The organism is Vreelandella sp. EE27, assembly GCF_968206495.1.
The window spans coordinates 257,896-271,110 of sequence record NZ_OZ309109.1 but is presented as its reverse complement, the minus strand read 5'-3'; the positions used below and the strand labels follow the sequence as shown (position 1 = coordinate 271,110).

General features: G+C 64.1%; 12 protein-coding genes. 6 read left to right on the top strand and 6 right to left on the bottom strand.

Annotated features, from left to right (window positions below):
- Positions 1–9: 9 nt before the first annotated feature.
- The gene (locus tag ACWHVV_RS01315; protein ID WP_447527485.1) at positions 10–1,191 is read left to right on the top strand and encodes an MFS transporter; all 1,182 of its coding nucleotides are present in this window, start codon (positions 10–12) and stop codon (positions 1,189–1,191) included.
- Here the strand turns inward: ACWHVV_RS01315 and ACWHVV_RS01310 are convergent.
- Positions 1,188–2,243, bottom strand: a complete 1,056-nt coding sequence (locus ACWHVV_RS01310) for a glycosyltransferase family 4 protein (protein ID WP_447927725.1) — start codon at positions 2,241–2,243, stop codon at positions 1,188–1,190. The genes ACWHVV_RS01315 and ACWHVV_RS01310 overlap by 4 nt on opposite strands.
- Before the next feature lie 36 nt (positions 2,244–2,279).
- On the opposite strand from ACWHVV_RS01310, the gene ACWHVV_RS01305 reads away from it, so the two are divergent.
- Entirely contained in the window at positions 2,280–4,385 is a 2,106-nt protein-coding gene (locus ACWHVV_RS01305) for an HAD-IIB family hydrolase (RefSeq protein ID WP_447927724.1), read from the top strand.
- Positions 4,382–5,257 (top strand): glycosyltransferase family 2 protein, encoded by an 876-nt coding sequence (locus tag ACWHVV_RS01300; RefSeq protein ID WP_447927723.1) that lies wholly within the window; start codon positions 4,382–4,384, stop codon positions 5,255–5,257. Before ACWHVV_RS01305 ends, ACWHVV_RS01300 begins: the two co-directional genes overlap by 4 nt.
- Positions 5,258–5,263: 6 nt before the next feature.
- On the opposite strand, the gene ACWHVV_RS01295 is transcribed toward ACWHVV_RS01300, so the two are convergent.
- Positions 5,264–6,415, bottom strand: coding sequence for a glycosyltransferase (locus tag ACWHVV_RS01295; RefSeq protein WP_447927722.1), 1,152 nt, complete (start codon positions 6,413–6,415; stop codon positions 5,264–5,266).
- 159 nt (positions 6,416–6,574) lie between these two features.
- Here ACWHVV_RS01295 and ACWHVV_RS01290 point away from each other — a divergent pair, with 159 nt between their 5' ends.
- On the top strand, positions 6,575–7,357 hold the full coding sequence (locus tag ACWHVV_RS01290; protein WP_447927721.1) for a TSUP family transporter: 783 nt from the start codon (positions 6,575–6,577) through the stop codon (positions 7,355–7,357).
- Here the strand turns inward: ACWHVV_RS01290 and ACWHVV_RS01285 are convergent.
- On the bottom strand, positions 7,317–8,087 hold the full coding sequence (locus tag ACWHVV_RS01285) for an efflux RND transporter permease subunit (RefSeq protein WP_447927720.1): 771 nt from the start codon (positions 8,085–8,087) through the stop codon (positions 7,317–7,319). The two genes, ACWHVV_RS01290 and ACWHVV_RS01285, sit on opposite strands and share 41 nt — an antisense overlap.
- On the opposite strand from ACWHVV_RS01285, the gene ACWHVV_RS01280 reads away from it, so the two are divergent.
- Entirely contained in the window at positions 8,088–8,312 is a 225-nt protein-coding gene (locus ACWHVV_RS01280) for a hypothetical protein (RefSeq protein ID WP_447927719.1), read from the top strand.
- A gap of 3 nt (positions 8,313–8,315) precedes the next feature.
- Complete coding sequence (locus ACWHVV_RS01275; protein WP_447929106.1) at positions 8,316–8,630, top strand: ATP-binding protein; 315 nt, start codon at positions 8,316–8,318, stop codon at positions 8,628–8,630.
- A gap of 66 nt (positions 8,631–8,696) precedes the next feature.
- On the opposite strand, the gene ACWHVV_RS01270 is transcribed toward ACWHVV_RS01275, so the two are convergent.
- The 3 genes from ACWHVV_RS01270 to ACWHVV_RS01260 all read right to left on the bottom strand — a co-directional run bounded on the left by ACWHVV_RS01270 (position 8,697) and on the right by ACWHVV_RS01260 (position 13,194).
- Positions 8,697–9,167, bottom strand: a complete 471-nt coding sequence (locus ACWHVV_RS01270) for a DUF805 domain-containing protein (RefSeq protein WP_447927718.1) — start codon at positions 9,165–9,167, stop codon at positions 8,697–8,699.
- Positions 9,168–9,259: 92 nt separating this feature from the next.
- Entirely contained in the window at positions 9,260–11,518 is a 2,259-nt protein-coding gene (locus tag ACWHVV_RS01265; RefSeq protein ID WP_447927717.1) for an ATP-dependent DNA helicase, read from the bottom strand.
- Positions 11,515–13,194 carry a VRR-NUC domain-containing protein gene (locus ACWHVV_RS01260; protein ID WP_447927716.1) on the bottom strand — a complete coding sequence of 560 codons (1,680 nt, stop codon included), beginning with the start codon at positions 13,192–13,194 and terminating at the stop codon, positions 11,515–11,517. The genes ACWHVV_RS01265 and ACWHVV_RS01260 overlap by 4 nt, the downstream gene beginning before the upstream one ends.
- Positions 13,195–13,215 lie beyond the last annotated feature (21 nt).

The following is a 13,215-nucleotide window of genomic DNA, read 5'->3' as shown; positions in this document are numbered from 1 at the left end:
ATGACGAGGATGTGCGCCATTCACCATAACGCTCACACCAAAGCAGTGCTGCTGTTCGCGAGTACCATGACCGTGATGTCCGGGGCGATCATCGCTCCGGCGCTACCCGGCATCGGCCGTTTTTTCGAGGACGAACCCCAGGTCCTGATCCAGCTGATTCTGACGCTGCCGGCGCTGATGATCACGCTTTTCAGCCCGCTGATGGGCTATCTGGCCGATAAGTTTGGCCGCAAGCCGCTCTTACTGATCATGCTTTCGATCTACGGCTTCGCCGGGGCGTCCGGGTTTTTGATCGACCGGGTGGAGGTGTTGTTGGCCTCGCGGGCGCTGATGGGCGTGGCGGTGGCGGGTATTTTGAGTATCAGCACCACGCTGGTGGGCGACTATTTCAGCGGCGCCGAGAGGGCACGCTTTTTGGGGCTGCAAAGTAGCTCGATGGCCCTCGGTGGGGTGATCTTCATCAACCTGGGCGGGGTGCTGTCGGACTGGAGCTGGCGCGGGCCGTTTCTTTTGTACCTTACCGGAGCGCTGCTGCTGCCCTACGCCTGGGCCATCCTGAAGGAGCCGCACCGGGAAACCGCGGGCACTACCCCGGATCAGGCCCCCCTGCCACGGGTGGATATCCCGCGTACCGGGCTTGCCTATCTGATCGCCATGATCAGCATGCTGATGTTTTATATGTTTCCCGCCCAGCTGCCGTTTCTGCTCACCGCCCAGGGCGATACCAGCGGGCTGGCCATCGGTATCGCCCTCTCCATGGCGGCGCTGTCTGCAAGCGTGGTGAGCTTTTATTATGGGCGCATCAAGATGTTTTTCTCGGTGATGACGATTTACGTGGTGGGGTTTTCGATCGCGGCACTCGGCCTTTTGATCGTGGGTCTGACTTACAGCTACCCCATGGCGATCATGGGGGCGGGGGTAGCTGGTCTGGGGCTTGGGCTTTTCATGCCCAACACCACCACCTGGCTAATGCGCATTACCCCGGAGCGGGTACGTGGGCGGGTGTTCGGCGGCTTCACCTCGACGTTTTTCTTCGGCCAGTTCATCTCGCCGGTGATCGTTGCCTGGATGTCGCTGTGGCTCGATTCGCTGCGCGACGTGTTTATCACCATGGCGCTGCTTTGCGTGGCGCTTGCGCTGGTCATTACGCTGCTGAGCAAAACGGTGCTGAAAGCCGACAGCGCGCTTTAGCGCGCTAACAGCGCGTGGTACACATCGACGTAATCCCGCGCCATCCGTTCGGCGGTGAAACGCGCCAAAAAGCGTTCGCGCACGCGCTCGCGGCTCAGTTCGGGTAGCCGTTTCACCGCCACCACCGCCTCCTCGACCGAGTCGACGATGAACCCGGTCACGCCGGGCTCGATGACCTCTTCGACGCTGCCGTTTCGCCAGGCAATGACCGGCGTGCCGCAGGCCATCGCCTCGATCATCACCAGCCCAAAGGGCTCCGGCCAGTCGATGGGAAATAAAAGCGCGGCGGCATCGCCCAGCAGCGTTTGCTTTTGGACGTCGTCGATCGTGCCCACATGACGAATCGCGTCGTCGAGCTCGGGGACGACGAAGCGGTCGAACCAGTCCGGGTTGCCGACATCCACCCCGCCGGCAAGCGTTAGCGGGTAGCCGGCGGCGCGCGCCACCTCGATGGCTCGGTCCGGGCGCTTTTGGTCGGTCATGCGGCCGATGAACGCCAGATACCCGCCATCTCCCGCCCCCAGGGCGAAGCGGCCAGCATCGAGGCCGTGATGCACCACCCCCGCCAGGTTCGTTTGAGGAATGCTGCGCGCCTGGGCGTGGGAGATCGCCGCGACCGGCAGGTCCGGAAAGCCTTCGAACAGTAGCTGGCGGTCAAGCTCGTCGACCCGCCAGTGCACGGTGGTCAGGCTGTGGGCACGGCGGCGACCCAAAAGCGGCGCGTGGCAGAACTCGCCGTGGCAGTGAATCACATCGAATTCATCCAGATGCTCGCGCAGCTTTTCCAATACCCGCGCCTCCAAAGCGCCGGGCACGCCGGGGGGAACAGTGCCGTGAAGCGCCTGCAACTGGCTAAGGCTCGGCGCGCAGGCCAGGTGCCGGGCCGGGGTCTGGCAATCCGAAGGGCCGATCAGGGTGACATCGTGATTTAAGTTAAAGAGTGCCTCGGTCAAGTCCGCCACAATGCGTTCAGTACCTCCGCTGCCCAGAGGCGGTGTGGGAAAGATAACTGGAGCAACCTGGGCAATGCGTATACGCTTTTTAATGGGCATAGCGTGGCTGAGCCTTAAGTGAAAGGACTTCACAACATGCATATCGTACATATTGCGTTACAGGGATGCCTTCGAGGTCACGACGTCGAATACGGTATAACCGCCGACACCGGCGGCCATATCCGCTACCTGCTGGAGCTCGTCGACGCCTCCGCTCTCGACCCTCTCATTACGCGTATAACGTTAGTCACCCGCGCCTTCGAATGCCAGTTTAGCGATGTCGACTACGGCCAGGGCGTGGAGCAGATAAGCCCCAAAATCGAACTGGTCCGCCTGCCGAGCCAACGCCCCGACTACCTCGCCAAGGAAGCGCTTTGGCAGGAGCTACCCTCTTTCGTCGATGCCTTCACCGCCTGGCTCGACACCCTACCCGCGCCGGCGAACATCCTGCACGCCCACTACGCCGATGCCGGCGAAGTCGCCGCACAGATCAGCGCGCGCCGGGGTATTCCCTTCGTTTTCACGGCCCATTCCCTCGGGCGCAGTAAGCTGAAATGCCTGGCGCACGACGGCCACCCCCTGGACGAGCCGACCCGGGCGGCGCTTTCCCGGCGCATCGCGTTTGAAGAGCGCGCGATACGTGAAGCGGCGTTGGTCATAGCAAGCTCCCGCGACGAAGCGGAGAGCCAGTACGCCGACTACGCTCACTACGCCCCGGGCAAGATTCGCGTGATCGCCCCGGGCAGCCACCTGAGCGAGTTCGAAAACGCCTGCTCTACCCCGGCGGTGGACGCGCTGCTGGCACCCTTTTTGACCGATCCCGACAAGCCCGCGTTGATCGCCATCGCCCGGCCGGTGACGCGCAAGAACCTCGCCACGCTGGTGCGGGCCTTCGGCGAGAACGCCACGCTCAGAGAAACGGCCAACCTGATCATCATCGCCGGGGTGCGCGAGCATATCGATTGGCTGGAGCCCGAGCTTGCCGGCAACCTGCACGAACTTTTAACGCTGATCGACGATTTCGATCTTTACGGCCATGTCGCCTATCCCAAGCACCACGCCCCAAACGATATCAAGGCGCTCTACGCCTGGGCGCGAGAGCGGCGCGGTATTTTCATCAACCCGGCGCTCAACGAGCCCTTTGGGCTCACGCTTTTGGAAGCGGCGGCGGCGGGGCTACCGCTCATAGCCACCGACAGCGGCGGACCCAACGATATCATCGAGCAGTGCGGCAACGGCATACTGATCGACCCGCGCCGCGCCGAGGACATCGGCCGCGAAGCGCTGGCGCTGTTCGGTGACGCCAAACGCTGGCAGCGCATGGCCGACAACGGCCGCGAGGCAGTGAAAGCCTTCGACTGGCAGCGTCATACCGAGCGCTACCACGATTTGTTGACGCGCCTTTGCACGCCCGCGCAAACGCGGGCGCTCGACGGTATGTCGGCGCTCCTGATTTGCGATATCGACAACACCCTGACCGGCTCACCGGTGGGCGTGCGCGCGTTCAACCAGTGGTTTGCCGGCCAGCGAAAGATGGGCTTTGGCGTGGCCACCGGGCGAAGCTTTCACAGCGCGCTGGCGATTCTCGCCCAAGCGGGCATTCCCCACCCGCAGTTGGTTATCGCCTCGGTGGGCTCGGAGATTTATTACCTGGAGCCCGACGGCGTCACTTACCGCCAGGACGACGGCTGGCGCGAGACGCTCGACCACGGCTGGCAGCGTGACGCCCTGGCCCGAGCGCTCGAAGCGTTTAGCGATATCGCCCCTCAAGGCCCGCTCGAGCAGCGCGCCCATAAACTAAGCTATTTGAGCGACAATGACGGCGAGCTGGCCCAGCGCATCACCACTCACCTGAAGCGTGCGAACCTGCGCGCCACGGTGATACACAGCCACGGCCGCTACCTGGACATCCTGCCCGAGGCGGCCTCCAAAGGGCGCGCGGTGGCGCACGTTCGCAAAGCGCTGGGGGTCGAGGAAACCGCGCTGTTCGTGGCCGGCGACTCGGGGAACGACCTGGATATGCTGCGCGCCTCGACATGCTCGATTCTGGTGGCGAACTACAGTGACGACCTGGAAAGCGCCCCGGGCATGGGGCATGTCTACATCGCCCGAGCGCCCCACGCCCAGGGGGTGATCGAGGGCGTTCAGCACTTTCAGCGCCGCCGCCCGTCCACCAAAACCTACGACGACGTGGCCTCATGAAGCTAAGCGCGCTCACCCTGGTACGCGGGCGCCGCGCCCACCTGGTCAACCTGATGCTGAGCCTGAACGCTCAGACACGCCCACCGGACGAGCTGGTCATTGCCTGGATGCAACCAGACCCGGAAAAGAACCTGCCGCTTACGCGTTTTCCGGTCCGCCACGTAATGGTCGAGGGTGAGGCGCTGCCGCTGGCCCGCGCGCGCAACGCCGCGGTCGAGGCAGCCTCCTTCGACGCCCTGGTGTTTCTGGATGTGGACTGTATCGCCTCGCCTACGCTGGTGGCGCGCTATCACCAGGCCCTGAGCCTGCAAGCGGCGCTTTATATCGGCGAGGTGCACTACCTGGCCGAAGGGGCGGTGCGCTACTCGGGGAGCGGCGAGCTCGACCTTGAAGCGCTTTATCAAGAGGGCGAGCGCCACCCCGCCCGCCCGGCAATCAAGGACGACGAGATACGCCCGGAGCCGGATCACGGCAACCTCTGGGGCTTGTCCTTTGCGCTGATGAAAGCAGACCACCGGCGCGCCGGCGGCATGGACGAAGGCTACGTTGGCTACGGCGGCGAAGAAACCGACTACGCCTGGCGGCTGGCCCAGGCCGACGTCGCGCTTTACTGGGTGGGCGGGGCGCTGGCCTGGCACCAGCATCACGCCATATACGCCCCGCCCTGGCCGCACTTCGAGGCGATCATCGCCAACGCCCGGCGCTTTCACGCGCGCTGGGGGCGCTGGTGCATGGATTACTGGCTCGGCCAGTTCGATGACGCCGGGGCGATCAGCTGGAGTCCGGACAGCCCACATATCGAGGTGCACCGCCAGCCAGGCAGGGATGAAATCGAAAACGCGCGCCTGCCGCCGAGCGCACGCTTTGGGTAACGCGCCTTAGGGCTCGAGGTAGGCGTTGATGGCTTTCGCGTTCACCGCGGACACCGTGGGCGCCCCTTCCCACAGCTCATCGACACACCGCTCGAGCCACTCGGCGGCGCGCGCGGCGGCGTCGCGATCGAACAGGGTGGCGAGCTTTTCGACATCCAGCCCCCGGGCTTTTTCCAGCACCGCCTGCCAGCCCGCGAAATCGCCAGGCCACACCGGCATGTTCACCGCCGCGCCAAGTGCTGCTAGGCGTTCGGCCTTGCGCGTCTGTTCACCGAAGTAGCGCCACTCCGGCGCCACGATGTAAGGACGTTCGAGCATAGCGATTTCATGCACGGTATTGTCCCCCGCCGAGGCCAGCACGATATCGCTGGCGGCCAGGTAGTCCACCACGTTGTCCACCCAGCCGACGTTCACCAGATTAGCGAAATCGGTCTCGTGCCCTTCCAAATGCAGCGGGCCGATGGTGAGAAAAAGCGTTTGCGGCGCGGCGCGGGCGGCCACGGTGAGCGGCGCGTAGGGCGTGCCCGCCCCGCCACCGCCGGTCAGCGCGACCACGATTTCGCGCTCCCTATCGAGCCCTAGACGACGGCGCGCTTCTTCACGGCTGGGCACCGCGGCGGTGGTGGTGCAAAGCCCGCCACTATAGAAAGTCTTCCCGCGCAGGTCGGCGGGGTAGTCGTCCTGCTCCAGGCGCTCGTCGAACGGCGCGAGCATCCCGACGCTTGCCTCGTAAGCGCCCAAGTGGCCCGGGTCGTTGCGATCGCCGTGCATGCGCACGCTCACCGCGGGGATGCTGGCGATACGCGACAAAAGCGCCATTTCCGCAGAGACATCGATCACGAACAGGCCCGCGTCGATATCGTCCAGGTGATCGAGAATGCGGCGCATGGTCTGGCGCATCTCGACCACCCCCATGGGCACGCAGTGCATCACCGACGGCGTGGGCTGCTCATAAAGCGCCTGGGTGGGCACCGCCGCGCCGATCATGTTGGGCAGGGTAATGATGTCGATCTCACGCTCGAAGCCATCGAACAAGGACGGATCGGCGGTCATCACGCTCACCGGGCGATCAGGTGAAAAGTGGCGAATGATCGCCATGGCACGCCGCGCGTGGCCGCGGCCCTGATGGTGGACGAAAAAGCTGATCGGTTTTTTCATGGGAACACGTTCCGTTGTGTTTGAAGGCTCGCCCGACCTGCGAGCGTCGACCGTTTGTTGTTAGGCTAGGGTTAAGCATAGCCACCGCCGGAAGAAATACGCCTGGCGACGACGCTCTTTTTCTCTTTTATTCTCGCCCTTTCGGGGTTGGAGCGCGCGATGGTAGAACTTGTAGGGTATCAGTACGCGCTGATCGGGCTGATTTTTGCCTGGAGCGGCTTCGTTCGAACGAGCCTGGGCTTTGGCGGCGCGGTCCTCGCCTTGCCCTTTCTGTTGCTGGTACACGACGACCCGCTGGTGTTTTTGCCAATTATCGCCATTCATCTATTGATCTTTTCGAGCTGGATCGCTTGGCAGGGCAACCGCCAGATCAAGGCGGACACCACGACCGACGCCCAGAGCAACATCGATTGGCACTACCTTGGCAAGGCGCTGAAAATCATGATCGTGCCCAAGCTTGTGGGCGTGGTGGGGCTTTTGACGCTGCCGGCCACCCTCATGACCAACATCATTTTCGGTATCGTGATCGTCTACGCCGTGGGCTATGTGTTGAACAAGCCCTTCAAAAGTCAGCACCGCTACGTGGACTACGTACTGCTGGGCCTGGGCGGCTACGTCAGCGGTGCCTCATTGATCGGCGCGCCCTTGATCGTTGCCGTATTCGCCGCCCACGTGGCGAAAGAGCAACTGCGCGATACCATGTTCGTGCTGTGGTTCATCCTGGTGGTGATCAAGATGGTCTCGTTCATCGTCGCCGGGGTCGACCTGCAGCTTATCCACCAGCTCTGGCTTCTACCCTGCGCCTTCGCCGGCCACCTGCTCGGCGAGCGCGCCCACCGCTACCTGATCAAGGCCGATACCGTGCTCTTTTTCCGCGTGCTGGGCGTGGTGCTGATACTGGTCAGCGTCCTGGGTCTTGGCTTTTCCGCGCTGCAGCCGTGAGGCGCCGAGCCAGCGTCATCGCCAGCATGAAAAACACCGGCACGAACACGATCGTCAAGGTCGCTGTCACCATGCCTCCCACCACGCCGGTGCCGATAGCCCGCTGGCTGGCGGAGCTCACACCGGTGGCCAGCGCCAAGGGCAGAACCCCCAGAATGAATGCCATCGAGGTCATGACGATGGGGCGAAAACGCTGGCGCGCCGCCTGGATGCAGGCTTTCTTGAGCGACATCCCTTGATCGACCAGCGTCCGGGCGAACTCCACCAGCAGGATGGCGTTCTTGGCCGACAGCCCGATGATGGTGATCATGCCCACCTTCAGGAAGACATCGTTATCCATGCCGCGCACGCACACCAGCGCCACGGCGCCGAGGATGCCCAGCGGCACCACCAGAATCACCGCCAGGAGAATGGCCCAGCTCTCGTAGAGCGCCGCCAGGCACAAAAACACCACCAACAGCGACAAGGCCAACAGTATGGGCGCCTGATGCCCGGCCAGGCGCTCCTGCAGCGAGGCGCCGGTCCACTCCAGCGCGAAACCGTCGGGCAACTGGCTCACCAGCCGCTCCATCTCCGCCATCGCCTCGCCAGAGCTCGTGCCGCTGGTGGGCCACCGGAGATATTGAGGGCGGGATAGCCGTTGTAGCGGCTCGATTTCGGCCTGGAGCTGATCACCGACACCGCGCTGCCCGACAGCACCCAGACGCGCCTCGAGGATATGAAAGCCCATGTGCGTGAACTCAACGAGCTGGTACTGGAGCTGCTCTCCTACACCCAACTACAGTCGCCAAGGCAAGCCCTCGATATCACCACGCTGTTGCTGGAAGAGTACATGGACAGCATCCTCGGTGCCTTTGCCGAAACCATCGAGGAGCGCGGCATCCAGCTCGACCTGCGGGTGGCCGTCACCGCACCGGTCACCCTCGAGCCCAGGCTGACGGCGCGCGCGCTGTAGAACCTGGTAGGCAACGCGATCCGTTACTGTCGAGCGCGCATCCTGATTACGGCGACCCTCGACGAGGCACGCCTGCACATCCGCGTGGAAGACGACGGCATTGGCATTCCCGACGCGGAGAGAGAGAACGTCTTCACGCCCTTTTATCGGTTGGATCGCAGCCGCGACCGCGCCACCGGCGGTCACGGTCTGGGTCTGGCCATTAGCCGGGAGGCGATCACCGTTCAGGAGGGTAGCCTGACCCTCGAAGAGACGCCGCTGGGCGGCGCGGGCTTTCATATTCGCCTTCCGCAGCCGTCCGCCGCCGAGGCACTCTGAGTCACGAGACGGCAGGTGCCCACCAGGCGGGCAGAACGCTGCTGAAGGCCGATAACCACCTCTGAATCAGGGCGACGTCAGCGCCGGATAGGGCGCGGGGCCAAAGCGATTATCGCCGTGGCTGGGAAGCACGTGAAAGACCAGTATCACGATGTAGCTCGCTGTGAGTGAGACATAGAACATGGCCTGCCCCGCCGTACTTAACGCAACTTGGGTGAACATGATAACGAGCACGAACCAGAGCAATAGCAAAACCACCGGCAACAACAGCCACCACCCTCGCCGACCGGTATCGTGCAGGCGACGGACGCTGATACTTAGCGTAGGCAGAATGATCACGAGAGAAAAGACGATTCCGAGCGGGCCAGAGGACTGTTGTTCGAACGGCACGTTGCTATCCAGAAACAACAGTCTATCTAGCAGGCCCAATGCCATGCTCGTCAGAAACGAAAAGAGGATAAAAAGCCAGAATCCTTTGCGGCGTGTGCGCCCTTTGAAATCGGCGTAATGCTTGAAAGCATCTTTGATGGCGTTCATTTATGGCCCCGTTTGATTCAATCAAAGTGATACAAGAAGTCTTTTCGACCGAAGTCAATTGAACGGCTCATCATATATCAGTTTTGTCTGATTCACACCGCCCACCAGGCGGGCAGCAGTGCGCGGATGGGCGGCTGGTTGAAGCGGTCGTCCATCAGCACCACCACGCCTTCGTCCGTTGGGCCTCGGATCACCCGCCCGGCGGCCTGTACGACCTTGATCATCCCGGGGATCCGATAGGTGTACTCCTCGCCCTGACCGAACCGGGCGTGAAGGCGCGCCTTGAGCGCTTCGTTGAAGGCGTTGAACGGCGGAAAGCCGAGGGTGGCGATAAAGGCGCCGATCAAGCGGTCGCCGGGCAGATCCACGCCTTCGCCGAAGGCCCCGCCGAGTACCGCGAAGCAGACACCCCGCCCGCCGGGGGTGAAGCGCGCCAGAAACGCGTCGCGCTCGGCCTCGCCCATCCCCCGCGTCTGCGCAAAGCTGGGGATCTCGGGCCAGGCGCTTTGAAAGCGCGTGTAGACCGCCTCGAGATACGCGAAGCTGCTGAAAAACGCCAGATAGTGGCCGGGCATCTGCTGGTACTGGGCGGCGAGCGTTTCAACGATGGGGTCGACCGAGGCCGCGCGGTCGCGAAAGCGGGTCGAGATATGCGGGGTGACCTGCACGCTGAGCTGGTGGGCGGCGAACGGCGAGCCCACCTCGCGCCATACGGTGTCCGCCGGCAGACCCAATAGATCCCGGTAGTAGCGCCCCGGCGTCAGCGTGGCGGAAAACAGCACCGCGCAGTGGGCGCGTTCAAAGCGCGGGGTGAGAAAATCCGCCGGAATGACGTTGCGGATACCCAGTACGGCCTGGCCTCGGCCCTGGCGGGTAAAATCACAAAGCGAGTGTTCGCCGAACTGCTCGGCCAGCCGGCAAAACCCGAGTGCTTCGAACAAAAGCTCCTGAAGTTCCAGCCCGGCGGCCTGGGGCTGCTCGCCGAGGTATTCGGTAATGGCGCTCGCCACCTTGTAGAGCGCGCCGACCAGCTTGCCCGGTAGTGCCTCCAACAGCCGGTAGCTCGCCTCGCCGGTGGCCTGAGCATTACCTGCATCGACCAAGGTTTGCCACTGCTTGCCCAGCTGATTGAGCGGGCCCTTGAGCGCGGCCGGGGCACTTTTTTTGGCGCGGTTGAAACGCTTTTGCGAGATCTCGGCGCTGTACATGCCGCGGGCGCGCTCGACCAGGTTGTGTGCCTCGTCTATCAGCAGACCCACCCGCGCCTCTGTCGCGATGGCCTGGCCGTGGAGCAGCGCGTGAGCGTCGAACCAGTGGTTCACATCCCCCACCGCGACATCCGCCCAGCGGGCCATTTCCTGGCCCAGATAATAAGGGCAAACGTCGTGTTCCAGCGCCACCTCCCTGAGCCCGGCGCGATCCAAAAAGCCACGCTCGACGCAGGCCTGGCGCGCCCCGGGCAGGCGGTCGTAAAACCCGGCGGCCAGCGGGCAGGCCTCCCCGTGGCAGGCGCGGTCCGGATACTCGCAGGCCTTGCTACGCGCGGTGAGCTCCACCACACGAAGCGGCGCGGCGCTGGAGGCGGTCAGCGTGGTCAGCGCCTCCAGGGCCAGCCGCCGCCCCGGGGTTTTCATGGTCAAAAAGGCCACGCGGTCAAGTTGCTTGCGGGGCATGGCGGCCAGCATGGGAAACAGCGTCGCCAGGGTCTTGCCGATACCGGTGGGTGCCTGGGCGAGCAGGCAGCGCTCGGTACTGACCGCCTTGAAGACGTTCTCGGCCAGCTCGCGCTGGCCGGGGCGAAAGCGCGCATGGGGGAAACTCAGTTGGGTAAGCGCCCGGTCCCGAGCTTCGCGATGCGCGGTCTCCTGCTTCGCCCAGCTCAAAAAGCGCCGGCACTGTTCGGCAAAAAACGCCTGGAGCTCATCAATACTCGCCTCGACCGTCAGGCGGGTTTCGCGCTGACTGGCTATCTCGAAGTAGACCAGCGCCAGCGTCACGTTTTCAAAGCCGCGCTCGGCGCACAAAAGCGCGCCGTACACCTTCACCTGGGCCCAGTGGAGGGCGCGCTGGTTGTCCGCCATGCGCGAAAGATCGCCCCGGTGGGTCTTCACCTCTTCAAGGCAGTGGGTGTCCGGGTCATAGCCATCCGCCCGGCCAGATACCTTTAGGCCTTCGAAGGTAGCGGATAGCGGCAGCTCCGCGACGTAACTCTCGCCTCGACGGCTGGCCACCAGGGTGTGCCCGGCAATGCCTTCCTGGGCGCTGGGCGCGGGGGTGAAGCGGTAGTCGAGATCGCCTTGGCGGGCGGTAAATTCGCATAGCGCGCGTACCGCGATCCGGTACTCGCTCACGCGCCGACCTGCCAACGCACGTAGCACACCTCGACGGGCATCTGGTGGCGCGCGAAGCAGTCGAGCCAGCGGCGCTGATTGTCCTGCAGCCGGTCGCCGGGGCCTTTTACTTCGATCATGCGATAGCGCGGGCCCGCCTCACCCTCGGGGAAAAACTGAATCAGGTCGGGAAAGCCCGCCCGGTTGTGTTTTAAATCCCCCAGCAGGCGCTCGAACAGTACGCGTAGATGCGCGGCGGGAATGCAGCGAAGCGCGGTGTCCAGTAACGCCTCGCTCAAGACAGGCCAGTGCACGAAAGCGCAGGCAACGCCGTACCTGGCGGCGAAAGTCTCGCGGATGGTGTCGGCGTAGCGCCCATCCTCGAGCTGGGCCAGGCAGGCGTGGATCTCCTGCGCGCGCTGCTCGGCGAAGTCCTCCCGGTAGAGATCCGCCGGCCCGCTTTGGAAGGGATGAAAAAACGCCCCCGGTCGCGGGGCGAAAATCGCCGGCCACAGCAACAGCCCGAAAAGCCCGGTGATCAGGCAATTTTCCACGTAGTAAACCGGCGCTTCGGGGGCGGCCAGGTGCTCGGCCACGGCGCGCTCGACCGGCTGCGGCCCCAAGAGCGTGAGTACTCGTTCGGGCACGTTTGCCGCGCGGCTACGCGGCGCCGGCGGCCCGCCCAGGCGCCGTTCGAGGCGCGGTACCAGCCGCTGAAGCGCCTGACGTTCGCTTTCAATGGGGGCGTCCATCAGCGCCTCGCGGGCCTTTTCCAGCGCACGGCGGTGCCGGCCAAGGCGCTCGAGCAAGCGCAGCGCGCGAATGCGGGCATCGCTACTCGTGGCCGCGTGGTAAAGCGTCAGGGCAAGCTCACCGTCGCCGCCGCGTTCGGCTTCGCGCCCCATGCTCACCAGCAGCCGGTCCCGCCGGCCGGCGAGCCAACGGTTATCGCCGGAAGGCGGAAGCGCCTCATAAAGCGCCGCGAGCGGCTCGCCCTCGGCCAGCCGCTCGCGCAGGCGGTGAAGCGCCAGGTAGGTGGTGACCTCGCCTCGGTGGCCAAACGCCCGGGCGTTTGGCGAAAGCGCCACCGGCTCGAAGCGCTGTAGGCCAAGCTCGGTCAGCACGAACTCCGCCCAATCCTGGCGCAGGTTGCCAAAAAACATCAGCCGTAGCCGGTCGCAGGTGGCCATGACGTTGAGACGCACGATTCGATCCGGCGCCTGTGGCCACCAGGCCTTTAACGGCTGTACGGCCTCGAGCGACGGCACCAGGGTTTCCAACAGAGTTTTCTTGGAGGGCGAGGCGCCAAGCCCGGCGGCGCGCAGGGCGCCGGCCAGGGCCTGTTTGAGCTCGCTCAAACGCAGGTGGTGGAAAAGCTCGGCGCTGGTCAGATGCGGCGCCGGCTCGACCAGGCCCGCCTCAAACAGCGGCATGAGCGCCTGGTCGGTGTCGCCGATCTCGGCGTAGGTGAGCTTCCCGGTTCTAAACAGCTCGCCCTTGCGCATCACCATGCGCGCCAGCAGCGCCTGGGAGGGCTTTGGCAGCGCGTCGAACGCCGCCAGAAAGGTGGTTTCCTCTTCGCCCAGCAGATCACGGTGGCGCTCGGCCACCCAGGCGAGTACGTAACGAAAATTCGTCAGGTAGTAGAAGGGATCATCGAGGGAGGCCGTGGCCGGACCAGAGAGGGCACTGTTCATTCATCCATTGTAACAGCGCGG

Bases quoted from the DNA above. Each gene is read 5' to 3' on its own strand.
- ACWHVV_RS01315 (WP_447527485.1), top strand. From the start codon at position 10: ATGTGCGCCATTCACCATAACGCTCACACCAAAGCAGTGCTGCTGTTC.
- ACWHVV_RS01310 (WP_447927725.1), bottom strand. From the start codon at position 2,243: ATGCCCATTAAAAAGCGTATACGCATTGCCCAGGTTGCTCCAGTTATC.
- ACWHVV_RS01305 (WP_447927724.1), top strand. From the start codon at position 2,280: ATGCATATCGTACATATTGCGTTACAGGGATGCCTTCGAGGTCACGAC.
- ACWHVV_RS01300 (WP_447927723.1), top strand. From the start codon at position 4,382: ATGAAGCTAAGCGCGCTCACCCTGGTACGCGGGCGCCGCGCCCACCTG.
- ACWHVV_RS01295 (WP_447927722.1), bottom strand. From the start codon at position 6,415: ATGAAAAAACCGATCAGCTTTTTCGTCCACCATCAGGGCCGCGGCCAC.
- ACWHVV_RS01290 (WP_447927721.1), top strand. From the start codon at position 6,575: ATGGTAGAACTTGTAGGGTATCAGTACGCGCTGATCGGGCTGATTTTT.
- ACWHVV_RS01285 (WP_447927720.1), bottom strand. From the start codon at position 8,087: ATGGGCTTTCATATCCTCGAGGCGCGTCTGGGTGCTGTCGGGCAGCGC.
- ACWHVV_RS01270 (WP_447927718.1), bottom strand. From the start codon at position 9,167: ATGAACGCCATCAAAGATGCTTTCAAGCATTACGCCGATTTCAAAGGG.
- ACWHVV_RS01260 (WP_447927716.1), bottom strand. From the start codon at position 13,194: ATGAACAGTGCCCTCTCTGGTCCGGCCACGGCCTCCCTCGATGATCCC.